Annotated in this window: 20 protein-coding genes and 1 tRNA gene; 13 read left to right on the top strand and 8 right to left on the bottom strand. The window is 72.9% G+C overall.

All coding sequences use genetic code 11. From position 1 onward, the window contains the following. Positions 1-43: 43 nt before the first annotated feature. Positions 44-817 (bottom strand): ABC transporter ATP-binding protein, encoded by a 774-nt coding sequence (locus AB0D66_RS11895; RefSeq protein WP_362300476.1) that lies wholly within the window; start codon positions 815-817, stop codon positions 44-46. Positions 818-1,259: 442 nt separating this feature from the next. Here AB0D66_RS11895 and AB0D66_RS11890 point away from each other — a divergent pair. Continuing rightward, positions 1,260-1,341, top strand: a tRNA-Leu gene (locus AB0D66_RS11890). Between the two features lie 145 nt (positions 1,342-1,486). Continuing rightward, a complete protein-coding gene (locus AB0D66_RS11885) occupies positions 1,487-2,341 on the top strand; it encodes a Bax inhibitor-1/YccA family protein (protein WP_362300473.1) in 855 nt (284 codons plus the stop codon). A 105-nt stretch (positions 2,342-2,446) separates the two neighbouring features. Here the strand turns inward: AB0D66_RS11885 and AB0D66_RS11880 are convergent, their stop codons facing one another. Further along, positions 2,447-2,677, bottom strand: a complete 231-nt coding sequence (locus tag AB0D66_RS11880; RefSeq protein ID WP_362300471.1) for a DUF4287 domain-containing protein — start codon at positions 2,675-2,677, stop codon at positions 2,447-2,449. 101 nt (positions 2,678-2,778) lie between these two features. On the opposite strand from AB0D66_RS11880, the gene AB0D66_RS11875 reads away from it, so the two are divergent. After that, positions 2,779-3,114, top strand: coding sequence for a hypothetical protein (locus tag AB0D66_RS11875; protein WP_362300468.1), 336 nt, complete (start codon positions 2,779-2,781; stop codon positions 3,112-3,114). Here the strand turns inward: AB0D66_RS11875 and AB0D66_RS11870 are convergent. From AB0D66_RS11870 to AB0D66_RS11860, 3 genes are all read right to left on the bottom strand, one after another. Further along, entirely contained in the window at positions 3,098-3,928 is an 831-nt protein-coding gene (locus AB0D66_RS11870) for a hypothetical protein (RefSeq protein WP_362300797.1), read from the bottom strand. The genes AB0D66_RS11875 and AB0D66_RS11870 overlap by 17 nt on opposite strands. A 384-nt stretch (positions 3,929-4,312) precedes the next feature. Continuing rightward, positions 4,313-5,533: an acetyl-CoA C-acetyltransferase gene (locus tag AB0D66_RS11865; protein ID WP_362300465.1), complete on the bottom strand. Its 1,221-nt coding sequence runs from the start codon at positions 5,531-5,533 to the stop codon at positions 4,313-4,315. 362 nt (positions 5,534-5,895) lie between these two features. Then, on the bottom strand, positions 5,896-6,933 hold the full coding sequence (locus AB0D66_RS11860; RefSeq protein WP_362300462.1) for an SGNH/GDSL hydrolase family protein: 1,038 nt from the start codon (positions 6,931-6,933) through the stop codon (positions 5,896-5,898). Positions 6,934-7,067: 134 nt separating this feature from the next. Here AB0D66_RS11860 and AB0D66_RS11855 point away from each other — a divergent pair, with 134 nt between their 5' ends. Beyond that, positions 7,068-8,450, top strand: a complete 1,383-nt coding sequence (locus AB0D66_RS11855; protein ID WP_362300795.1) for a cystathionine beta-synthase — start codon at positions 7,068-7,070, stop codon at positions 8,448-8,450. A gap of 693 nt (positions 8,451-9,143) precedes the next feature. Here the strand turns inward: AB0D66_RS11855 and AB0D66_RS11850 are convergent. Next, positions 9,144-9,518, bottom strand: a complete 375-nt coding sequence (locus tag AB0D66_RS11850) for a hypothetical protein (protein WP_362300459.1) — start codon at positions 9,516-9,518, stop codon at positions 9,144-9,146. 142 nt (positions 9,519-9,660) lie between these two features. Here AB0D66_RS11850 and AB0D66_RS11845 point away from each other — a divergent pair, with 142 nt between their 5' ends. After that, on the top strand, positions 9,661-10,506 hold the full coding sequence (locus AB0D66_RS11845; protein WP_362300456.1) for a MurR/RpiR family transcriptional regulator: 846 nt from the start codon (positions 9,661-9,663) through the stop codon (positions 10,504-10,506). Positions 10,507-10,615: 109 nt separating this feature from the next. Here AB0D66_RS11845 and AB0D66_RS11840 read toward each other — a convergent pair whose 3' ends face one another. Then, entirely contained in the window at positions 10,616-11,956 is a 1,341-nt protein-coding gene (locus AB0D66_RS11840; protein ID WP_362300453.1) for a diaminopimelate decarboxylase, read from the bottom strand. A 104-nt stretch (positions 11,957-12,060) separates the two neighbouring features. Between AB0D66_RS11840 and hutU the strand changes: the two genes are divergently transcribed. From hutU to AB0D66_RS11800, 8 genes are all read left to right on the top strand, one after another. After that, the gene (gene hutU / locus AB0D66_RS11835; RefSeq protein WP_362300450.1) at positions 12,061-13,725 is read left to right on the top strand and encodes a urocanate hydratase; all 1,665 of its coding nucleotides are present in this window, start codon (positions 12,061-12,063) and stop codon (positions 13,723-13,725) included. Positions 13,726-13,748: 23 nt separating this feature from the next. Beyond that, positions 13,749-14,939: an allantoate amidohydrolase gene (locus AB0D66_RS11830; RefSeq protein WP_362300792.1), complete on the top strand. Its 1,191-nt coding sequence runs from the start codon at positions 13,749-13,751 to the stop codon at positions 14,937-14,939. Continuing rightward, complete coding sequence (locus tag AB0D66_RS11825; protein WP_362300447.1) at positions 14,930-16,294, top strand: formimidoylglutamate deiminase; 1,365 nt, start codon at positions 14,930-14,932, stop codon at positions 16,292-16,294. Before AB0D66_RS11830 ends, AB0D66_RS11825 begins: the two co-directional genes overlap by 10 nt. A 221-nt stretch (positions 16,295-16,515) precedes the next feature. Then, a complete protein-coding gene (gene hutI, locus AB0D66_RS11820; protein ID WP_362300444.1) occupies positions 16,516-17,691 on the top strand; it encodes an imidazolonepropionase in 1,176 nt (391 codons plus the stop codon). Positions 17,692-17,812: 121 nt separating this feature from the next. Continuing rightward, on the top strand, positions 17,813-18,487 hold the full coding sequence (locus AB0D66_RS11815) for an LPXTG cell wall anchor domain-containing protein (RefSeq protein ID WP_362300443.1): 675 nt from the start codon (positions 17,813-17,815) through the stop codon (positions 18,485-18,487). A 17-nt stretch (positions 18,488-18,504) separates the two neighbouring features. After that, positions 18,505-19,527: a hypothetical protein gene (locus tag AB0D66_RS11810; RefSeq protein ID WP_362300440.1), complete on the top strand. Its 1,023-nt coding sequence runs from the start codon at positions 18,505-18,507 to the stop codon at positions 19,525-19,527. Beyond that, complete coding sequence (locus AB0D66_RS11805) at positions 19,524-20,621, top strand: hypothetical protein (RefSeq protein ID WP_362300438.1); 1,098 nt, start codon at positions 19,524-19,526, stop codon at positions 20,619-20,621. Before AB0D66_RS11810 ends, AB0D66_RS11805 begins: the two co-directional genes overlap by 4 nt. Then, positions 20,618-21,922 (top strand): hypothetical protein, encoded by a 1,305-nt coding sequence (locus tag AB0D66_RS11800; RefSeq protein ID WP_362300435.1) that lies wholly within the window; start codon positions 20,618-20,620, stop codon positions 21,920-21,922. The genes AB0D66_RS11805 and AB0D66_RS11800 overlap by 4 nt, the downstream gene beginning before the upstream one ends. 91 nt (positions 21,923-22,013) lie before the next feature. Here AB0D66_RS11800 and AB0D66_RS11795 read toward each other — a convergent pair whose 3' ends face one another. Next, on the bottom strand, positions 22,014-23,531 hold the full coding sequence (locus tag AB0D66_RS11795; protein ID WP_362300432.1) for an oligopeptide:H+ symporter: 1,518 nt from the start codon (positions 23,529-23,531) through the stop codon (positions 22,014-22,016). Positions 23,532-23,881: the final 350 nt, after the last annotated feature.

The following is a 23,881-nucleotide window of genomic DNA, read 5'->3' as shown; positions in this document are numbered from 1 at the left end:
CCTGGGGCTGGAAGTCTGGTGGAGGGCTTCGGGGAGACCCCGGTCAGCTGGTGCGGCCCTTGGCGTCGAAGGCCTTCATGCGGTCCAGCACGCCGTCCGCGGTGGGGCTGGTCATCTCGTCGACGATCCGGCCGTCGGCGAGGAAGATGACGCGGTCCGCGTAGGAGGCGGCGACCGGGTCGTGGGTGACCATCACGACGGTCTGGCCGAGCTCGCGGACGGAGTTGCGCAGGAAGCCCAGGACCTCCGCGCCGGAGCGCGAGTCGAGGTTGCCGGTGGGCTCGTCGCCGAAGATGATCTCGGGGCGCGAGGCCAGGGCGCGGGCGACGGCCACGCGCTGCTGCTGGCCGCCGGAGAGCTGCGTGGGGCGGTGGGACAGGCGCTCGGAGAGGCCGACCATGCTGATCACCGCGTCCAGCCACTGCTGGTCGGGCTTGCGGCCGGCGATGTCCATGGGGAGCGTGATGTTCTCCAGGGCGGTCAGGGTCGGCAGCAGGTTGAAGGCCTGGAAGATGAAGCCGATCTTGTCCCGGCGCAGCTGGGTGAGCTGCTTGTCCTTGAGGGAGCCCAGCTCGGTCTCGCCGATGCGCACGGAGCCGGCGGAGAAGGTGTCCAGGCCGGCGACGCAGTGCATCAGCGTGGACTTGCCGGAGCCCGAGGGGCCCATGATCGCGGTGAACTGGCCCTGCGCGAAGTCGACGGAGACGTTGTCGAGGGCGACCACCTGGGTCTCGCCCTGGCCGTACACCTTGGAGAGGCCGGTGGCGCGGGCGGCCACGGCCTGGGTGGTGTGCGGGGCGTAGTTCGTGGTGGTCACGGAAGCGACTCCTGTCGGGGCGGGGGGCTGCGGACCGGCTTCGGTCCGCACGGCTGCGGGACGCTTCCATCCTCGCCGCGCCCACCCCCGCCCGGGATCAGCCGAGGTGCCCGTTCGCAGGCCCACTGGAGTCTGACCGGCGGGTCTCCCGTCTCCTCCTCTGGTATGACAGGGCCCTGACGACCGGGCCGCGGCGCGGGGTGGCGGAGCGGGTGGCGCGCGGGGTGGCGCGGGCCCTCGGCGGGCCATCGAAATCCCGTCATTCCCAGCTCGGGGGTGATCGTCGCCCAGAACGGGCCGACCGTGCGTTCTCGTCTCTGACGACCCCTCAAGCGCCAATAAAATCAGACAACATCGGTTAGACGCCCCGTTGGCGGCGAGGGCGTTCCGGATAGGCTCGGCGCAGCGTTCAAGGCTTTTTCCACGGGGGCCGCCACGCCCTGCCCGGATGGTGGAATGCAGACACGGCGAGCTTAAACCTCGCTGGCCTTCGGGCCGTGCCGGTTCAAGTCCGGCTCCGGGCACTCCGTAGGTCGCGAGGGCCGGTCCTTTTATCCCCTGCGCTTCGCCATGCCTTCTCCTAAGATCCTCCTCCAGCAGTAGGGTGCTTTCTTTGCGAGCGCATTACTCTTGATGCAAGGCCGCGCTCGGTGGCCACGGAGGAGTGAGATGAGGAGCAGTAACCCGGTCTTCTCGCGACGGGGGTTCAGCCGCGACAACGGTGGCTACGCGGGGTTTGACGCGCAGCACCAGCAGGCCGGGACCGCGACCAACCCGTATGCGACGAACCCGTATGCGACCGACCCGGCCACGGGCATGCCGCAGGCACCGGTGCGCGCCAATGCGATGACCATGGACGACGTGGTGAGCCGCACGGGCATGACGCTCGGTGTGCTCGTCCTGACGGCGGCCCTGTCCTGGATCCTGCTGCCGGTCGACCCGGCCAACCTGGGCAAGTCGTACGCCATCGGCATCGGTGCGGCCCTCGTCGCGTTCGTCCTGGCCATGGTGCAGTCCTTCAAGCGCAAGCCCGTCCCGGCCCTGATCCTGGGATACGCGGCGCTCGAGGGCGTCTTCCTCGGCGTCATCAGCGCGGCCACCAGCACCTACCTGAGCCCGGGTGTCGTCATCCAGGCCGTGATGGGCACGATGTGCGTCTTCGCCGCCGTGCTCCTCGCCTACAAGATGGGCTGGATCCGGGTCAACCGGCGCTTCACCGGCTTCGTGATGGCCGCCGCCATGGGCTTCATCCTGCTCATGGTCGCGAACTCGCTGTTCGCCATCTTCGGCGGCGGTGACGGCCTCGGCTTCCGCAGCGGCGGCCTCGGCCTCCTGTTCGGTGCCATCGGCGTCATCCTCGGCGCGTGCTTCCTGGCCCTCGACTTCAAGCAGGTCGAGGACGGGCTGGCGTACGGCGCCCCCCGTGAGGAGGCCTGGCTGGCCGCCTTCGGTCTGACGCTGACCCTGGTGTGGATCTACCTCGAGATGCTCCGCATCTTCCAGATCCTCTCGGGCGACGACTAGCAGGACCGGCAGCCGCCCGAGCTGCCGTCCACAGCAGGGGGAAGGCCCCGCGAGCAGCTGCTCGCGGGGCCTTCCCGCGTTCGGGGGGACAGGGATCGCGGGGGCTCAGCCGAAGCGGCGTGCGGCTCTGCGCAGGTCGTACTCGTGGATGATCGCCTTGGCCTGGCCGTAGGACAGCTCGTGCGCGCCGCGCAGCCAGCTGACCTTCTCCTCGAACCGGACGAGGGAGGGGCCTTCGTCGACGGTACGGAGCCAGTCGGCGAGCTCACGACCGGTGGCCTGGGGGATTCTGTCGATCATGTTGCGGTGCGTCTGCTCGGAGAACTCTACGGACATGGGCGCCTCCGGAAGGGTTGCCGTGCTGTTCTCTTCACGCCACCGTGCCGGAGAGTTCGCCCGTTGGCAATGGTGCCGGGACGGCGCGTAAGGTCGGCCGGGTGCTTGATACTTCGCCCCTGACCGCCGTCGTGGAACGCTTCGCCGACCGGCTGCGGGCCGCCCCGCAGAGCCGCCTCCAGCAGGGAGCCGCGGCCGCGGCGCTGGAGCTGGCCCGGGAGCTCGCCGCGCGGGCGCGGGACCTCGAGGGCCTCCCGCCGCGGGAGATGCCGGACGCGGGGATCTTCGTCGTCGGGGACCAGGTGGCGGTGGCCGGGCGGGACCTCGCCGAGGCGCTGCGCTCCGTACCGGACCCCGACAGCGCGAAGGCCCCGTCCGAGGTGCTGGACGAGGCCGTGCGACGGGTGGAGCAGGCGGAAGTCAGAGCGATGCGATGACGCGGTCCGCGAGGATGTAGACGTTGCTGTCCGGGTCCTCGGCGTCCCCGCAGGAGAAGGTGAGCGCGTAGGCGCCGGAGATGCCCGAGCCGCCCAGCAGCACCGGGGCGGTGCCCGAGCGCAGGGCCTCGGCGAGCCGCTCCGCGGTCTCCCGGTGCCCCGGGGTCATACAGAGCGTGGTGCCGTCCGTGAAGACGTACACGTCCAGGGTGCCCAGCGGGCCGGGGCGGACGTCCGCGAGGGCCGTACGGGCCTCGGCGAGCTCCTCGAGGCGGCTGACGGTGCGCTCGTGGTCCGCGCCGTGGTGCGCCTGGACCGGTACGAAGTCGGGGTGCGAGGGGTGGCGCCGGCGGGCGGCGGCCAGCTCGGCCGAATCCTCCGGGTAGTCCTCGGCCGCGTCCTCGCCCAGCAGCGGCTCCAGACCGACCAGGTCGGCCTGCCGGGGCAGGAAGACCGGGCTGTCCTCGCCCAGGCCGGGCAGACCGCCCAGCAGGGCGCCGGGGGCGTCCCCGGCGAGGCGCGGGGAGGCGTCGGCGGCGTCACGGGCCTCCTGGGCGGCCCAGAAGGCCCGCGCCTCGGCCAGCTCGCGCTCGCGCTCCTCGGCGAGGGCCTCGGCCACGGCGGCTCGTATCTCGGCGGCGGGGGACTGCACGGCGCTGCGGGCGTGCGGCACGGTCGCACCGCGCGGGTGGACCGGCACGGCCAGCTCACTGCGCAGGGCCGTGACCTGCTGACGCAGACCGTGGACGGCGTGCAGCGCAGCAGCGCCCACGGCCGTGGCAGCGGCCGTGGTCAGCAGCAGGGCAAGAGACATGGCGCTCACTGACTAACTCCTGATTGATTCGATCCCCCGACTTCCTACATCAGCTTGACCTGACCTGGGAATGGCATGCAGTGCATTACGTCATGAATTGGACAGGCCTTTCGTCCCGAAGCTCTTGGCCGCATATGGTCTGACCTGCGTAAATGCCGATCCCCCAGGAGATAGGTCACATCCTGGGGGAGATTCGGTCACAGCTCGGCCGCGACGGGGTTGGATCCGGGCGTCAGTACGCCGCAAGGGATCAAGAAGGATCCCTTGCGGCGTCTGGAGAGCGACGAGCTCAGGCGCTCGTTTCTTCGGTCGCGCTGAGCTTCGCCACCGCTGCGGGCAGGTGCCGCCCTCGTACCTCGGGCGACCCCTACCCTCCGCTCCGGCTCAGCTCAGCCGCTCGATGACCATGGCCATGCCCTGGCCGCCGCCCACGCACATGGTCTCGAGGCCGAACTGCTTGTCGTGGAACTGCAGGCTGTTGATCAGCGTGCCGGTGATGCGGGCACCGGTCATCCCGAACGGGTGACCGACGGCGATGGCTCCGCCGTTGACGTTCAGCTTGTCCAGCGGGATCTCCAGGTCCCGGTAGGACGGGATGACCTGCGCCGCGAAGGCCTCGTTGATCTCGAACAGGTCGATGTCGCCGACCGTCAGGCCGGCCCGCTTCAGGGCCTGCTTCGACGCCTCGACCGGGCCCAGGCCCATGATCTCGGGGGAGAGGCCGGTGACACCGGTGGAGACGATCCGGGCCAGCGGGGTCAGGCCCAGCTCGCGCGCCTTGGTGTCGCTCATGATGACCAGCGCCGCGGCGCCGTCGTTGAGCGGGCAGCAGTTGCCGGCGGTGATCAGGCCGTCGGGGCGGAAGACGGGCTTGAGGCCCGAGACGCCCTCCAGGCTCACGCCGGCGCGCGGGCCGTCGTCGGTGGAGACGACCGTGCCGTCCGGGGTGGTGACCGGCGTGATCTCCCGCTCCCAGAAGCCGTTCTTGATCGCGGCCTCGGCCAGGTTCTGCGAGCGGACGCCGAACTCGTCCATGTCCTGGCGGGTCACGCCCTTCAGGCGGGCCAGGTTCTCGGCGGTCTGTCCCATCGCGATGTACGCGTCGGGGATCAGGCCGTCCTCGCGCGGGTCGTGCCAGGACGCGCCCTCGCTCTGCGCGACGGCGGCCGTGCGGGCCTCCGCGTCCGCGAAGAGCGGGTTGTGGGTGTCCGGCAGGCCGTCGGAGGAGCCCTTCACGGACCGGGACACCATCTCGACGCCCGCGGAGATGAAGACGTCGCCCTCGCCCGCCTTGATGGCGTGCAGGGCCATCCGCGAGGTCTGCAGCGAGGAGGAGCAGTAGCGGGTGATCGTGCAGCCCGGCAGGTGGTCCATGCCCATCTGCACGGCCACGATGCGGCCCAGGTTGTGGCCCTGCTCCCCGCCGGGGAGGCCGCAGCCGAGCATCAGGTCGTCGATGTCGCGCGGGTCCAGCTCGGGGACCTTGGCGAGGGCGGCCTGGATGATCGTCGCGGTCAGGTCGTCCGGCCGGATGTCCTTGAGGGACCCCTTGAAGGCGCGCCCGATGGGAGAGCGGGCGGTGGAAACGATGACGGCTTCGGGCATCGGGGCTCCAAGGGGGTGCGTCGTTGCGGGACCGGATGCGAAGTTACCGCCCCGTACGGTGGAATTCACCGGGCGGGGCGTGTGATACCGGTCGCTCCCGCGGGTGCCGGCGCTCCCCGCGGACCCCCGCAGGCCAACGGCCGCGTCCGCCGCTGCCCTGGCCCTGCCCGGGAGCCCGCGCACCGAAACCCGCACTCCCCGACCCGACCGGCCCGGACCCGACCGGACCGGACCCGACCGGACCCGACTCGACCGGCCCGGACCGCCCGGCCCGGACCCGAACCGACCGGCCCGGACCCGACCAAACCGCCCGGCCCCCGGCCCCCGCCCCACCCAGCCGTTCCCGGCCGGAGGCCCGGCGCTCAGGACGGGCCGGACACTCCCGTGGGCGAGGCCGCGGCCGACTCCGAGAGGTCCTCGCCGGGGACCCGCCGCTGGCGCCGGTGCTTGAGCAGTGCCCAGGGGCCGCGGGCCGGCGTGACCTCCGTGCCGGCCTGGCCGGCCGCGGCCGAGGCCGCCTTGGCCACCAGGAGCATGTCCTCGTCCCGGGACACGTCCAGCCGGTCGGACTCCGGCCACACCCCGAGCGCCGCGCACAGCGTCGGCAGCACGGCCATGGCGGCGGTCGCGTACCCCTCGGCCGAGGGGTGGTAGGAGTCCGGGCCGAACATCTCGCGGGGGTTCGCGGCGAACTCGGGGCCCAGCAGATCTCCCATGGAGACCGTACGGGCGCCCAGCGCGACCACTCCTATGGTCTGGGCGGCGGCCAGCTGGCGCGAGACCCGCCGGGCCACCCAGCGCAGCGGCTGGTAGACCGGCTCGATCGTGCCCAGGTCCGGGCAGGTGCCCACGACGACCTCGGCCCCCGCGAGCCGCAGCCGGCGCACGGCCGAGGTCAGGCAGCGCACCGACTGGGTCGGCGGCATCCGCCGCGTCACGTCGTTCGCGCCGATCATGATCACGCACACGTCCGGCGCCGGGGCGCCCTCGCCCGCGGGCCCGTCGAGCAGCAGGCCCACCTGCCGGTCCAGGTCGTCGGACATGGCGCCCGAGACGGCCACGTTGCGCAGCTCCACGGGCCGCTCCGCCACCGCGGCCAGACCCGAGGCCAGCAGGGCCGCAGGGGTCTGGCGGGCCCGCCGTACGCCGAGCCCCGCGGCCGTGGAGTCGCCGAGCATGCCCAGGCGCAGCGGTCCGGGGCTCTGCTCGGGCCCGCCGAACTCGCTCCCGTACAGCCCGTCCGCGCGCGGCGGATCGGGCAGCCCGGTCCCCACCGTGCGCTTGGCGAACTGCATCTCCGCCAGTACCAGTCCCACCGCGGCGACCCCGACCAGCCCGAGTCCGCCCCCGCCGTACGCTGCCCCCGCCGCGATCCGGCGGGCCGTTCTCGCCCTGGACACCCTTCAGGCCACCTCGTTTCCCTGCCTGCTCCTGATGACCTTCCTGCCCCGTACGGACGGTCGGCCAATCCCTTTCCGCATACTCTGGCCATGCCTCCCGGAGAACCCGTGGAGTCCCCTCCTTGGAGAACATGGTGCAATTCCACGACTCGATGATCAGCCTCGTCGGCAACACCCCGCTGGTGAAGCTCAACCGTGTGACCGAAGGCCTCCAGGCCACCGTCCTTGCGAAGGTCGAGTACTTCAATCCCGGCGGCTCGGTGAAGGACCGGATCGCCGTACGGATGATCGAGGCCGCCGAGCAGAGCGGAGCGCTCAAGCCCGGTGGCACCATCGTTGAGCCGACCAGCGGCAACACGGGTGTAGGACTCGCCATCGTGGCCCAGCAAAAGGGCTACAAGTGCATCTTCGTCTGCCCCGACAAGGTGTCGATGGACAAGATCAACGTGATGCGCGCGTACGGGGCCGAGGTCGTGGTCTGCCCGACCGCCGTGGACCCCGAGCACCCGGACTCGTACTACAACGTGTCCGACCGCCTCGCGCGCGAGCCCGGCGCCTGGAAGCCCGACCAGTACAGCAACCCGAACAACCCCCGTTCGCACTACGAGACCACCGGTCCCGAGCTGTGGGACCAGACGGACGGGAAGATCACCCACTTCGTCGCGGGCGTCGGCACGGGCGGCACGATCTCCGGTACGGGCAACTACCTGAAGGAGGTCAGCGGCGGGAAGGTCAAGGTCATCGGCGCCGACCCCGAGGGCTCGGTGTACTCCGGCGGTTCCGGCCGTCCGTACCTGGTCGAGGGCGTCGGCGAGGACTTCTGGCCGACCGCCTACGACCCGAACGTGACGGACGAGATCATCGCGGTGTCCGACAAGGACTCCTTCCAGATGACCCGCCGCCTCGCCAAGGAGGAGGGGCTCCTCGTCGGCGGCTCCTGCGGCATGGCGGTCGTCGCCGCGCTGAAGGCGGCCGAGGGCCTCGGCCCGGACGACGTGGTCGTCGTCCTCCTCCCGGACAGCGGCCGCGGCTACCTGAGCAAGATCTTCAGCGACGAGTGGATGGCCGGACACGGCTTCCTCGAGGAGGCCGGGCCCGCTGCACGCATCGGCGACGTGCTCAGCGACAAGGAGGGCGGCATCCCCTCCCTCGTCCACATGCACCCCGAGGAGACGGTCGGCGAGGCGATCGAGGTCCTGCGCGAGTACGGCGTCTCGCAGATGCCGATCGTCAAGCCGGGCGCGGGCCACCCGGACGTGATGGCCGCCGAGGTCATCGGCTCCGTGGTCGAGAAGGAGCTGCTTGCGGCGCTGTTCGCGCAGCGGGCCTCGCTGAACGACCCGCTGGAGAAGCACATGAGCGCCCCGCTGCCGCAGGTGGGCTCCGGCGAGCCGGTGTCCGAGCTGATGGCGGTGCTCGGCGAGGCGGACGCGGCGATCGTGCTGGTCGAGGGCAAGCCGACCGGTGTCGTCAGCCGCCAGGACCTGCTGGCGTTCCTGGCCAAGGCCGCGAAGTAGCCTGCGGCTCGCTCGGCGGGGGTCGCGGGGGCTCGGCGCCCCCGCGCCCCTCGGCGGCCGCGGGTCGCGGGTCGCGGGTCGCACAAACGGTACGGGCCCGACATGTTGCGGCAGCACCGGCTTAACACGGCTCCGGCACAGTGGTGGTCGTCGGCAGGAGCGGGAACGCTCCGGCCGCACCACCGAACGGCGTTGCGCACCTCCGGAGCGGCTCCCGGACCGCGTGGACGCCTCGGACGCGGACGGCCCTGACCCGGCCCGTGTCCGTCGCGGGGACCGCCGTCGTCCCGCCCCCGGTAACCCGGGGTGCGGCGGTCCCCGCGCCAACTCCTCCCAGGCCCCGCCGGGGCATTCCCAGCCCCGCCGGGGCCAAGTTCAGCCCCGCCGGCGTTTGAGGCGCGGGGGCCCGGGGGCAGCGCCCCCGCAACGCTGCCGCACCCGCCCGGTTGCCGAGCCTGCCCCGGCTCTCGGGGCTGCCAGGGGCATTCCCAGCCCCGCCGGGGCCAAGTTCAGCCCCGCCGGCGTTTGAGGCGCGGGGGTCCGGGGGCAGCGCCCCCGCAACGGCGCCGCACCCGCCCCGGTTGCCGAGCCTGCCCCAGCTCTCGGGGCTGCCAGGGGCCGATCCCAGCCCCGCCGGCGTTTGAGGCGCGGGGGTTCGGGGGCAGCGCACCCGCAGCGGTGCCGCGCCCGTGCCTACTCCGCCGGCCCCCGCCGGAGGCGCGTGGCGTGGATGAAGTTCACGCCGACGATGCCGCCCCAGGCGACCAGCAGGCCCGCAAGATGCGCCTGCGCGGCGGCGATCGCCGACAGCGGGATCGCCAGCACCAGCGTGACGATCACGAAGCCGAAGCGTTCGCCGAAGTTCCCCTCCGCCGGATCCGGCCGGCGGCCCCCGCCGCCCCCGCGGGCCGCGGACAGGCGTTGCTCGGCCAGCCGGCGCCGCACCTGCGTGTCGACCTTCTCGACGAACGAGTCCACCAGCGCGGCCTCGTACTCCGGACCCAGCTCCCGCCGGGCGTCCAGCGTGGCGTCGAGTTCCTTCTTCAGCTCTCGGGCGTGGGCGTCCATGCGCCCACCGTAGGAACCGCCGCGGGGGCCCCGCACTGGGGCTAGCCCCCGTATCCGCATCGCGGGCGCGGCTTGCCGAGCTGCATAACCACATGCAGAGTGCTCCGTGACTGAATAACCCACCGGGACGGAGGGGACGGGCATGAGCGACAGCCCGGCCGCGCGGCTGCAGAAGCTGTTCGAGGGGCACCGGCTGACGCCGACCCAGCGGCGTATCGCGCACTGCATGGTGCGCGGCGCCGCGGAGGTGCCCTTCCTGTCGAGCGTGGAGCTCGCCGAGCTGGCCGGGGTGAGCCAGCCCTCGGTGACCCGCTTCGCGGTGGCGCTGGGCTTCGACGGCTATCCCGCCCTGCGCCGCCACCTGCGCGAGGTGGCCCCTGCCGAGCGGCGGCCGGACGTCACGCACGAGGACGCGTACAACGAGTACCAGCAGGCGGTGCAGGGTGAGATCGAGAACCTGCGGCAGCTCGCGGCGATGCTGGCCGACCCCGCGCCGGTCCAGGAGGCGGGGCGGCTGCTGGCCGCCTCCACCCCGCTGCCGGTGCTGGGGCTGCGGGCCGCGTCCTCGCAGGCGCGCGGCTTCGCGTACTTCGCGGCCAAGGTGCATCCGGACGTGCGGCTCCTCGACGAGGGCGGTTCGATGCTGGACGACCGGATCGACGCGGCCGTCTCCGCAGGGGCCTCGGCGCTGCTCTGCTTCGCGCTGCCCCGGCATCCCCGGGAGGTCGTGGACGTGCTGGAGCGCTCCCGGCGGGCCGGGCTGACCGTGGTGACGGTCGCGGACTCGGCCTTCGCCCCGGTGGCCCGCCACTCGGACCTGCTGATCCCGGCACCCGTCGGGACCGGGCTGGCCTTCGACACGGCGTGCGCGCCGATGCTGCTGGGGCGGGTGCTGCTGGAGGCGATGGCGGACGCCCTGCCGGACGCGCAGGCCCGGCTGGAGGCCTTCGACGCCAGGGCCGCCGCCCGCGGGCTGTTCGTGGAGTAAGCCCGCGGCGCCGCTGCCGGGGGCTCCGCCCCCGCACCCCCCCGCCTCAAACGCCGGCAGGCTGGATGTTGGCTGAGCCGGGCCCGAAAGGCGTCTGAGGCGCGGGTCGCTACAGCAGGGCGTCCCGGAGGGCGCCGCCCGCCTCGGTCACGATCTCCGCGAGGGACTGGGCCGGCCTGGCCAGGCTGAAGCGGACCTCGGTCGACGGGGACACCGTGAAGCCGTGCACCGCCGGGCGCGGCAGGCTGTTGTAGCCGTAGTGGGCGGTGAAGAAGTACGCGCCCGTGTCCGGTACGCCGATCAGGTCGCCCGGCGCCAGCAGCGGCAGCTCCCGGGCGGTGGCGAGCAGGTCCCCCGCGAAGCAGGCCGGGCCCGCGATGTCCTGGGCCACCGGCTCGCCGCGCTTGGCGGCCCCCTTCGCGTCGTACGGCAGGATCCGCAGCGGCCACGCCGCCGGGGCGTAGACCGTGCGGGTCGCCAGCTGGACCCCGGCGTGGGTGAGGGCGATGGGCCGGGACCCGGTGGTCTTGGTGTACTCGACGCGGGCCACCACCAGCCCGTGCTTGGCCAGCAGCGACCGGCCGAACTCGGTGACCAGGCCGTACGAGCCGTCGAAGAGGGCCGGCACCGCCCCGCGCAGGGCGCGGACGTAGTCCGCGTAGGCCGGTGTGTGCTCGTCCGAGGCGAAGTTCACCGGCAGGCCGCCGCCGATGTCGAGGGTGTCGACCTGGCGGCGCCCGGCCGCCGCGTTGATCTCCTCGGCCAGGGCGTGCAGTTCCCGTACCCCTTCGGCGATCAGCTCCAGCGGGACGCCCTGGGAGCCGGAGTGGATGTGCAGCCGGGTCAGCCAGGGCCGGTCCAGGTAGGCCCGTACCAGCCAGGCGCGGGCTCCCGGGTCGCGCAGCGCGATACCGAACTTCGAGGTCGCGGTGGCCGTGGACAGGGCGTCGATGGTGCCCGCCCCGGTCTGCGGGTTGATCCGTACGCCGATCGGGGACGCGGTGGGCGCCGCGGCGACGAGAGCGTCGAGCCGCCCCAGCTCCTGCCGGTTGTCGGCGTTGACCGCGATGCCCAGGGCCAGCGCCTCGCGCAGTTCGGCCGCCGTCTTGGCGGGGGAGTCCAGGACGGTCCGGTCCGACCCCACCCCGGCCGCCCGGGCCAGCGCCAGCTCGCCGGGGCCGGCCACCTCGCAGCCGAGCCCGGCGTCGGCCAGCAGCCGCAGCACCGGGACGAGCGGGGCGGCCTTGACCGCGAAGGCGTGCAGGACGGGGGTGCCGGGGGCCAGCTCGGCGGCGAAGGTGGCGGTCAGGGCCGCGGCCGAGGCCCGGATCCCGGCCGTGTCCAGCAGGCAGACCAGGGGCTCCGCCTCCAGCAGCCCCTGCTCGACGGCGGCCCGTACGGCCAGATCGCGGCGCGCGGCGGCGCCTCCCGTGTCCATGTCGGCAGCCATGTCCGCCATCCCATCATCCGAAGGAGCGGTCCGCAGCTGTTGACTGAATCTATTCATGAGGCCAGGATGTGAATGGATTGACCAACATCGGAGGAGGCACCGCCATGTCAGGACCCCGCCCCGTACGTGCCGCGCGAGGCACCGAGCTCAGCACCCTGGGATGGCAGCAGGAGGCCGCGCTGCGGATGCTCCAGAACAACCTCGACCCCGAGGTCGCCGAGCACCCTGACAAGCTGGTCGTCTACGGCGGCACCGGCAAGGCCGCCCGCGACTGGCGCTCGTACGACGCGATGGTCCGCACCCTCCAGACCCTCAAGCAGGACGAGACGATGCTCGTCCAGTCCGGCCGCCCGGTCGGCGTGATGCAGACCCACGAGTGGGCGCCGCGCGTGCTGCTCGCCAACTCCAACCTGGTCGGCGACTGGGCCAACTGGGAGGAGTTCCGCCGCCTGGAGCAGCTCGGCCTGACCATGTACGGGCAGATGACCGCCGGATCGTGGATCTACATCGGCACGCAGGGCATCCTCCAGGGCACCTACGAGACCTTCGCGGCCGTCGCGGCCAAGAAGTTCGGCGGGACCCTCGCCGGCACCATCACCCTCACGGCCGGCCTCGGCGGCATGGGCGGCGCCCAGCCGCTCGCCGTGACGATGAACGACGGCGTCGCGATCTGCATCGACGTGGACCCGCGCGCGATCGAGCGCCGCATCGAGCACCGCTACCTGGACGTGAAGGCCGACAGCCTCGCCCACGCCCTCCAGCTGGCCGTCGAGGCGCGCGACGCCCGCCGCCCGCTGTCGATCGGCCTGCTCGGCAACGCCGCCGAGCTGCTCCCGCAGATGCTGGCCGAGGGCGCGCCGATCGACATCGTCACCGACCAGACGAGCGCCCACGACCCGCTCGCCTACCTCCCCGTCGGCGTCGCCTTCGAGGACATGGCCTCCGCCGCGGCCAAGGACCCGGCCGGCTTCACCACCCGGGCCCGCGAGTCGATGGCCCGCCACGTCGAGGCCATGGTCGGCTTCATGGACGCGGGCGCCGAGGTCTTCGACTACGGCAACTCCATCCGCGGCGAGGCCCAGCTGGCCGGCTACGACCGCGCCTTCGCCTTCCCCGGCTTCGTCCCCGCCTACATCCGCCCCCTCTTCTGCGAGGGCAAGGGCCCCTTCCGCTGGGCCGCCCTGTCCGGCGAGGCCTCCGACATCCACAAGACCGACAAGGCGATGCTCGACCTCTTCCCGGAGAACGAGTCCCTGCACCGCTGGATCAAGATGGCGGGCGAGCGCGTCCACTTCCAGGGCCTGCCCGCGCGCATCTGCTGGCTCGGCTACGGCGAGCGCGACAAGGCCGGCGAGCGCTTCAACGACATGGTCGCGAGCGGCGAACTCGCCGCCCCGCTGGTCATCGGCCGCGACCACCTGGACTGCGGCTCGGTGGCCTCCCCGTACCGCGAGACCGAGGCCATGCTCGACGGCTCCGACGCCATCGCCGACTGGCCGCTGCTCAACGCCATGGTCAACGTCGCCTCCGGCGCCTCCTGGGTCTCCCTGCACCACGGCGGCGGCGTCGGCATGGGCCGCTCGATCCACGCGGGCCAGGTCACGGTGGCCGACGGCACCCCGCTCGCGGGCGAGAAGATCCGCCGCGTCCTGACCAACGACCCGGGCATGGGCGTCATCCGGCACGTCGACGCCGGCTACGACATCGCCGAGTCGGTCGCCGACGAGCGCGGCGTCCGCGTCCCGATGCGCGAGGGTGACACCGCGTGAGCGAGGCCCCCTCGTTCCACACCATGTGGGCCGAGCTCGCGCCCATCGGCAGGAATGCCGACACCGGCGGCTACCGCCGCCACGCCTGGACCGGCGCCGACGCCGACTGCCGGACCTGGTTCCAGGAGCAGGCCGAGGCGCGCGGGCTGGCGTACGAGACCGACCGCAACGGCAACCAGTGGGCCTGGCTCGGCGACCCCCTCGCGGGCGACGCCGTGGTCACCGGCTCGCACCTGGACTCCGTCCCCGACGGCGGGGCCTTCGACGGCCCCCTCGGGGTGGTGTCCTCCTTCGCGGCCCTGGACGAACTCCGCAGGAGGGGCGCGGAGTTCGCCAGGCCACTTGCCATCACCAACTTCGGCGACGAGGAAGGGGCCCGCTTCGGCCTCGCCTGCGTCGGCTCCCGGCTCGCCGCCGGGCAGCTGACCCGGGAGAAGGCGTACGAGCTCCGGGACGCCGAGGGGATCTCCCTCCCGCAGGCCATGGAGGCCGCCGGGTACGACCCGGAGGGCATCGGCGCCGACCCCGAACGGCTCGCCCGCATCGGCGCGTTCGTCGAGCTGCACGTGGAGCAGGGCCGGGCCCTGGACCTGTCCGGGGACCGCGTCGGGATCGCCTCCGCGATCTGGCCGCACGGCCGCTGGCGGTTCGACTTCCGCGGCGAGGCCAACCACGCGGGCACCACCCGCCTGGTGGACCGCCGCGACCCGATGCTCACATACGCGGCGACCGTGCTGGCCGCCCGTACGGAGGCGGCCCTCGCCGGGGCCGTCGCCACCTTCGGGAAGATCGCCGTCGAGCCCAACGGGGTCAACGCGATCCCCTCCCTCGTGCGCGGCTGGCTCGACTCGCGCGCCGCCGACCAGGCCACCCTCGACACGGTCGTCACCGCCATCGAGAAGGCCGCCCGGGAGCGCGCCGACCAGGACGGCATCGACCTCGGGATCGTCCGGGAGTCCTTCACCCCGGTCGTCGAGTTCGAGCACGCCCTGCGCGAGGAGATGAACCGGATCCTGGGCGGGGCCGTCCCCGTCCTCGGCACCGGGGCGGGACACGACGCCGGAATCCTCTCCGCGGCGGTCCCGACCGCGATGCTGTTCGTACGGAACCCCACCGGCGTCTCCCACTCCCCGAAGGAGTTCGCCGCGGAGGACGACTGCGTGGCCGGAGTCCTCGCCCTGGCCGACGTACTGGAAGGTCTCGCATGCAGCTGAAGGGGCACGTGGTGACCGCGGAGAAGACGTACTGGCTGGAACACGCCTGGCTCGGCACCCACGTCGAGCCGGGCGTCGCCCTGGACGTGTCGGCCGACGGCCGCATCGCGGGCCTGCGCACCGGCGCCGACGCCCCGCCGCCCGGTGCGGAGATCCTGCGCGGCCTGACCCTCCCGGGCCTGGCCAACGCGCACTCCCACGCCTTCCACCGGGCCCTGCGCGGCACGGTGCAGGTGGGCTCCGGCACCTTCTGGACCTGGCGCGACCTCATGTACAAGGTCGCCCAGAACCTCACCCCCGACAGCTACTTCGAGCTCGCCCGGGCCGTGTACGCGGAGATGGCGCTGGCCGGCATCACGAACGTCGGCGAGTTCCACTACGTCCACCACGCCCCGGGCGGCGCCCCCTACGCCGACCCGAACGCGATGGGCGAGGCCCTGATCGAGGCCGCCGCCGCGGCCGGCATCCGGATCACCCTCCTCGACACCGCCTACCTCTCGGCGGGCTTCGGCGAGGCCCCCGACCCGCACCAGCTGCGCTTCTGCGACGGCACCGCCGACGCGTGGGCGGAGCGCGCGAGCGCGCTGAAGCCCCGCGGCCACGCCCTGATCGGCGCGGCGGTCCACTCGGTGCGCGCCGTCCCGGCCGCGCAGCTGGCGACCGTCGCCGCCTGGGCGCAGGAGCGCCGGGTCCCGCTGCACGTCCACCTCTCGGAGCAGACCGCCGAGAACGACGCCTGCCAGGCCGCGCACGGCCGGACCCCGACGCAGCTCCTCGCCGACCACGGAGTGCTCGGCCCGCGCACCACCGGCGTCCACAACACGCACCTGACCGACGCGGACATCGCCCTCCTCGGCGGCACCGCCACCGGCACGTGCATGTGCCCCACCACGGAGCGGGACCTCGCCGACGGCATCGGCCCGGCGACCCGCCTCCAGCAGGCGGGCAGCCCGCTGTCCCTCGGCAGCGACAGCCACGCGGTCATCGACCTCCTGGAGGAGGCGCGGGCGATGGAGCTGAACGAGCGCCTGCGCAGCCGGACCCGCGGGCACTGGACGGCCAACGCGCTGCTCACGGCCGCCACCGCCGACGGGCACGCGGCGCTGGGCCTGGGTGACGCGGGCCGCCTGGAGGCGGGCGCGCTCGCGGACTTCACCACGATCGCGCTGGACTCCGTCCGGACGGCCGGACCCCTGCCGCGCCTCGGCGCCGAGACGGCCGTCTTCGCCGCCTCGGCCGCGGACGTCCGGCACACGGTGGTGGGCGGCCGGCACATCGTCCGCGACGGCCACCACACCCTCGTCCCGGACGTCCCGTCCGCCCTTGCCTCCGCCATCGCGACCCTCCGCGCCTGACCGCTGCGCCCGCGGCGGGCCCTTCCCCCACCCCGCCCCTTCCCGAACCGGGGCTCCGCCCCGGACCCCGCTCCTCAAACGCCGGAGGGGCTGGACATCCAGCCTCGCCGGCGTTTGAGGCGCCGGGGGCCCGGGGGCGGAGCCCCGAGGGGTCCGGGCGGAGCCCGGTTTCGGGAAGGGGCGGGGTGGGGGAACAAACCCTTCGACCACCACGAGGAACCATGACCACCACCGCCATCACGAACATCGGCAGCCTCGTCACCAACGACCCCGCCCTCGGCGAAGGCCCCCTCGGCCTCCTCCAAGACGCGGCCGTCGTCATCGAGGGCGACACGATCGCCTGGGTCGGCCCGACGGCGCAGGCCCCGGCGGCGGACGAGGCGTACGACGCCACCGGCCGCGCCGTCATCCCCGGCTTCGTCGACTCCCACTCCCACCTGGTGTTCGCCGGCGACCGCACCGCCGAGTTCAACGCCCGGATGTCCGGCCGCAGCTACTCCGCCGGGGGCATCCGCACCACCGTCGCCGCCACCCGCGCCGCCTCCGACGCCGAGCTCGAGGCGAACCTGGTGCGCCACCTCGACGAGGCCCGCCGCCAGGGCACCACCACCTTCGAGACCAAGTCGGGCTACGGACTGACCACCGCCGACGAGGCCCGCGCCCTGCGCATCGCCGCCGCGCACACCGAGGAGGTCACCTACCTCGGGGCGCACATCGTGTCCCCCGACTACGCCGAGGACCCGGCCGCCTACGTCGACCTCGTCACCGGCGAGATGCTGGCGGCCTGCGCCCCGTACGCCCGCTGGGTGGACGTCTTCTGCGAGAAGGGCGCCTTCGACGGTGACCAGGCCCGTGCCATCCTCACCGCCGGCGCGGCCGCCGGGCTGATCCCGCGCGTCCACGCCAACCAGCTCTCGTACGGGCCCGGTGTCCAGCTCGCCGTCGAGCTCGGGGCGGCCTCCGCCGACCACTGCACCCATCTGACCGACGCCGACGTCGACGCCCTCGCCCAGGCCGCCGGCACCACGGTCGCCACCCTGCTGCCCGGCGCCGAGTTCTCCACCCGCGCCCAGTGGCCCGACGCCCGCCGCCTGATCGACGCCGGCGCCACCGTCGCCCTGTCCACGGACTGCAACCCCGGCTCCTCCTACACCAGTTCCATGCCCTTCTGCATCGCGCTCGCCGTGCGCGACATGCGGATGACCCCCGACGAGGCGCTCTGGTCGGCCACCGCCGGCGGCGCTCGGGCCCTGCGCCGCACCGACATCGGCGCCGTCACCCCCGGAGCCCGCGCCGATCTGGCCCTGCTCGACGCGCCCAGCCACGTCCACCTCGCCTACCGCCCGGGTGTCCCGCTCGTTTCCGGCGTGTGGCAGCGGGGTGTCCGCGTGCACTGACGAACGGTCAATTCCGGCCTGCCCTTTGTCTTCCCTCCGCAGGGCCCCGGGCGTACCTTGAGCCACCAATCTGATGTGTCGTCAGTAACTTGTGGTACCGAGGTCCGAGGGGAAGACGAAGGTGTCCAACCGGAAACGCTCCACCGCGCTCGCGCTGGCCTCCGCGCTGGCCGGATCGGCGGTCCTGCTCACCGCCCCCGCGGCCCAGGCCGCTGTCGTCGACGTGGCCTACGACTGCAAGACCCCGATCGGCGACAAGTCGGCGGTGTCGCCCATCGACATCAAGGCCGTCAAGGAGGGCGACGGCTACAAGCTGACGATGTCCTTCCAGAAGGGCGTCTCGTCCAGCCCCATCGAGCTGGGCAAGGGCGCGATGAACCCCAGCGCGGTCATCGTCGTCGGCGGAGCGGACAAGGCGTCCGTCCCGGTCTCCGGTCCGCCCAACCCCGAGGCCGCGCCCGCCAACACCCCCATCAAGATCACCGATCTCTCGGGCACCTACACCCCGAAGAAGAGCGGCAAGGTCACCTTCACCGCCGGCGTGCTCACCATCAAGGCCATGGGCACCACGACCACCTGCACCCCGGGCAACAGCCCGGGCCCGTCCCTGGAACTGGACGTCACCGCCGCCGGCGGCGGGGCCCCGGCCGGGGACGAGGACGGGGACGGCACCCTCCCGCAGACCGGCCCCACCGACTCCGCCCTCGCCCTCGGCACCCTCGGCGGCACCGTGCTGCTCTCCGGCGCGGCCGGAGTGCTCTGGCTGACCCGGCGCGGCCAGCGGGCCCGGTCCTGAACGGAGCACCCCCGGCCATGCCCGTGCTCCACACGCTCCGACGGCTCGGGGTGCCGCTCCTCGCGGCCGCCGCGCTGTACGCGGCCGCCGCGACGCCCGCGGCGGCCGAAGAGCCCGGCTGGACGGCCGAGCCCCTCGCCGGAACGGCCGCCGCCGCCCGGCCGGGCGGCGACCGCCCCTTCTTCTACCTCGCCGGACCCCCCGGCACCGTCCTCGAGGACCGCCTGGCCCTGGCCAACACCACCGACCGGGAGCGCACCATCACCCTGCGCGGGGCCGACGCCTACAACACCCCCGACGGCGCCTTCGCGGTGCGCCCGGCCCAGCCCGCGGCCGGCGGCCGCTCGCAGGGCCCCGGGACCGGCGCCGGGTCCTGGATCAGCTTCGGGGCCGGAACCACCGTGAAGATCCCGCCCCGCACCCGCGCGGTGGTCCCCTTCACGCTCACCGTGCCGCCCGCCTCCCCGCCCGGCGACCACCCCGCCGCCGTCGTCGCCACCGAGGCCGGCCACGAGGTCGGCGTACGGGTCCACCTGCGGGTCAGCGGCCCCACCCTGGCCGCCCTCACGGTCGAGGACGTCGCCGTACGGGGCAGGGGCTCGGCCGCCGTCGTCTCCTACACCCTGGTCAACCGCGGCAACGTGGCCCTCGCGCCCGAACTGGGCCTCGCGGCGGAGGGCCTCTTCGGCGAGGTGCCCGGCCGCACCGGCCGCGCCCTGCCCGTCGAGCTGCTCCCCGGCCAGCGGGTGGAGCTGACCGAACCGTGGCCCGGAGCCCCGGTCCTGGACCGGGTGGACGTCACCCTCACCGTCACCGCGCCCGGCGGCGCCCGCGCCACGGCCTCCGGATCGCGCTGGCTCGTGCCCTGGCACCTCGCCGGCTGGACGGGAGCCGGCCTGCTCGCCCTCGGCGGGACCACCGCGGCCGCGCTGTACCTCGTACGCGGCCGCCGGCCCGGCCCGGACCCCTCGCACGACGCGCCGCCCGCGGCCGGACCTGTCCCCGCACCCGAACACGAACTGACGGGAGCCTCCCGGTGAGAAGACTCGCAGCGCTGCTCGCCGCCGGGCTGGCCGTGTGCGCGCTGGCCCTGTTCCCGGCGCCCCCGGCCGCGGCCGACGAGGGCAAGGCCGCCGTGGCGCTCTCCCTCCAGGAGGCCGCCAAGGGCACCGAGATCACCGTCACCGGCACCGGCTGGCGGGCCAAGACCCTGGTGATGCTGCTGGTCTGCGGGCAGAACATGATCGGCGGCACCAACAGCTGCGCCAACGCCGACGGCGTGGCCGTGTCCGTCGCCGACGACGGCCGCTTCGCCGCGCAGCTGCCGGTGGTGGCGCCGCCCAAGCCCTGCCCCTGCGTCGTCAACGTGGCCTCCGTCAACGGGGACCAGTCCACCGTGGCCGCCGGGCTGAAGATCACCGACCATCCGGTGGCCGACCTGCCCGCCGCGTCCGGCACGGCCCGCCTCGCGATGCTCACCGGGGTCCGGCTGGAGGGCGACGACGGGGTGCTGACCTGGTTCGGCGCCCCGCCCAGCCGCACGTTCAAGGTCACCGTCGGCAATCTCGGCTCCGCCCCCGTGAAGGACCCCGTCTTCCAGCTCGGCACCGCCCACGGGGTGTTCGCGCCGCTGTGGGAGGAGGTCCGCTGGAAGGGCACGATCGCACCCGGCGGCAAGGCGGAGATCGCCCTGGACGCGGCCCTGACCGCGGGCGCCCACGGCGACTACACCGTCTCCCTCAAGTACGGCGAGACCGTGCTGGCCACCCAGCCCTGGGGCGTGGACCGGCCGTACGGGGTCCTGCTCTTCTGGGGCCTGCTCCTGCTGGTCGTCCCCGCCGCCGTGTTCCGCCTCGGCATGGCCGTCGTCGACCGGGTCCGGCCGCGCACCGCGCCCGCCGGCCGCCACCGCGGCGCCCGGGTCCCGGAGGGTGCGGCCGCCGTGACGGCCCGCCTGCCCAGGATCCCCGCCCTACGAGGACCCGCCCGCGCGGCCGCCGAGCCGCCGCCGGCGGAGTCCCCCGAGACCACCACGGCGGTCCTGCCGTGGTTCACCCCGGACAGCGCGCCGGAGACAGCACCGCAGACGTCCGCACCGTCTGAGAACCGTTCGACGACGAAGGGACATTCGTGAAGACCCAACGGAGGGTGAGCGCGGCCGTGGTCGCGCTGCTGCTCGGCGGCGCGGGTATCGCCATATCGGCTTCTCCCGCGGTGGCCGCCGAGGCCACGTTCAAGGTCAAGTGCGTTCCGCCGGCCGGCGGAGGCGACCCGGTGGAGGGCGAGACCACCGCCAAGATCACGGCCCCCGCCACCGCCAAGGTCGGTGACGAGGTCGAGGTGGTCTGGGAGACCGTCAAGCCCGCATCGAACAACACCGACCTGATGGACATCCCCAAGGACTCCGTGCAGCCCACCGGCTGGATCGCGGTCAGCGGCGGGGCGGGTGAGCTGAAGGTCGTCGGGGAGAAGAAGAACCCGCCGATCCCGAAGAAGGCCCCCATGGTCATGTCGCCCATGAAGGCCAAACTGAAGCTCACCAAGGCCGGCAAGATCACCCTGACCCCCGGCAAGTACGAGGTCGCCGTCACGTTCTCCTTCGGCACCTTCGTCACCAAGTGCGCGCCGACCGGGGAGGTGAAGGGCGGGGCGACCATCGACGTGGCGGCCGGCTCCACCGGCGGCACCACCAACGGCGGCACGACCACCGGCGGCACCACCAACGGGGGCACCACCAACGGGGGCACCACCAACGGAGGCACCACCAACGGAGGCTCGACCAGCGGCGGGGGCGGCGGCCAGACCGACTTCCCGGGCAAGGCCGTCGAGGTCGCCTTCGACTGCGGCCCGGTCGTCCCCGGGGGCATCAAGACCCCGGTCACGATCAACGCGAAGAAGAACGGCGGCAGCTACGACCTGACCGTCAAGACGGCGAAGGGCGCGATGGCCGCGCCCATGGCCCTGCCCGCGGGGGCCCTCAAGCCCTCCATGAACGTCAAACTCGGCGGCGCGGACAGTGGAACGGTCAAGGTCGCCGGCCCGGCCAACGCGGAGCCGATCGCGGACAAGGCCCCGGTCAGCCTCAACGACATGACCGGCACCTACAAGCCGGGCAAGACCGGCAAGGTGACGCTGAGCCCGGACCAGCTGACCATCGACGTCACGATGGCCCCGGGCTCCACGCCGATCAACGTGCCCTGCAAGGCCACCAGCAGCGGCGTCTCGCTGGAGCTGGACACCACCGCACAGGCCGGCGGCTCCGGCTCGCCCTCCACCACGGGCGCCACCAGCAGCGGCCCGGGCGGGCTCGCCGACACCGGCGCCGAGGACGAGGGCGGCATCAAGGCCCTGGCCCTGGTCGCCGGCACGGTCATCCTGCTCGGCGGGGCGGTGTTCACCTTCACCCCGTGGCGCCGCCTGCGCGGCACGCGGTAGGCGGTACGCACGGGCGCACCCGCCCGGGCGAACGCGAACGGCCCGGCACACCTTCCGGTGTGCCGGGCCGCTCACGTGGCGAGGGGGTGCGTCAGTGCACGGAGCCCATCATCGACTGGACCTTCTTGCGGTACGAGTAGACCGCGAAGCCCGCGAGCACCGCGGCGGCGGCCTCGAAGCCGATCACCCAGGTGCCGTTCAGGTCCACACCGGCGATCGAGAGCAGGCTGGTCGTGCAGTCACCGGCGGTGACCGCCAGGAACCAGACGCCCATCATCTGGGACGCGTACTTCTGCGGCGCCATCTTCGTGGTGACCGAGAGGCCGACCGGGGAGAGGCACAGCTCACCGATGGTCTGGATCATGTAGATCGAGACGAGCCACATGGGGGAGACCATGGTGCCGTCGCCCGCCATGTTCATCGGGACGATGAAGACGAAGAACGAGGCGCCGACCAGGACCAGGCCCATCGCGAACTTCACGATGGTGTTCGGCTCCTGGTTCTTGCGGGCCAGCCACAGCCACAGCCAGGCGAAGACCGGGGCCAGGGCCATCACGAACAGCGGGTTCAGCGACTGGTACCAGGTGGCCGAGAAGCCCAGGCCGAAGATGGTGTCCGCGGTCTTGGAGTCGGCGAACAGGGACAGCGTGGAGCCGCCCTGGTCGTAGATCATCCAGAAGACGGCCGCGGCGATGAAGAACCAGATGTACGCGGTCATCTTCGACTGCTCAGAGCCCGACAGGTCCTTGTCGCGCTTGATCCGCGTCAGGACGGCGATCGGGATGATCAGACCGGCCAGGGTCAGCGGGATCAGGGCCCAGTTCAGCGTGTAGTAGCCCAGCCAGACCACGGCGCCGTAGAAGACGGCGACACCGGCGACCCAGAGCAGGACCTTGCGGATGACCGCGGTGCGCTCCTCGGGGGACAGCGGGTTCGGGACCTCGCTGCTCTTCGGGCTCAGGTTCTTGGTGCCGATCAGGAACTGGGCGAGACCCAGGCCCATGCCGACGGCGGCGAGGGCGAAGCCCAGGTGCCAGTTGTGCTCCTTGCCGACCGTTCCGACGATGAACGGGGCGACGAAGGCACCGAGGTTGATGCCGATGTAGAAGAGCGTGAAGCCACCGTCACGGCGCGGGTCCTCCGGGCCGTCGTAGAGGTGGCCGACCATCGTGGAGATGTTGGCCTTCAGCAGACCGGAACCGGTCGCGACGAGGATCAGACCGACGAAGAACATCGCCTGGCCGGGAAGGGCCAGCGACAGGTGACCACCCATGATCACGAAGCCGGCGATCGCGACCGTCTTGCGGGCACCCCAGACGCGGTCACCGAACCATCCGCCCGGCATGGCCATCAGGTAGACCATGGAGACGTAGACGGAGTAGATGGCCGTGGTCGTGGCCGCGGTCATCGCAAGGCCGCCGCCCTGGCTGCCCGTGGCGGCGTCGGCGCCGCCCGAGACCAGGTAGTACACGAGAAGTGCGCGCATGCCGTAGTAGGAGAAGCGCTCCCACATCTCGGTCATGAACAGCGTGGCCAGGCCACGGGGGTGGCCGAAGAAGGTCGGTTCCGCGGACGGATCCGCCGAGTCCTTCGTCAGGCTGGAAGCCATGGTCGATCCTTGCTTGCTCGGGACGCGTGGCTTCGTGAGCCCATCAGCGCCCGGTGGGGGGTGGCCGGCACCGGCAGCGGAAGTCCCACCCCACGCCCGGGGGTCTCGTCCCCGCGGGGTACGGGGGCGAAGAGACATCCGTAACCGGGATCCACGCCCGGCCGCGCACCATCGCGCGGCGGGCCCGGCCCACAGGTCATTCACTGTCATCAAGCCCGGACAGGTCAGTCCGTCAAGACTGCCCGGTCCGGTCAGGACAGAAATAGAGACCTTCGGCGCGGTTTTCGGCACAAAGGTCCCTGAGGTAGTGCATCAGGCGTCTCGACACCATACGACACGACAGGGCGGCA

Origin of the sequence: Streptomyces sp. NPDC048270 (genome assembly GCF_040652335.1) — a bacterium.
Taxonomy (GTDB): domain Bacteria; phylum Actinomycetota; class Actinomycetes; order Streptomycetales; family Streptomycetaceae; genus Streptomyces.
This window is presented reverse-complemented; position numbering and strand designations above follow the sequence as displayed.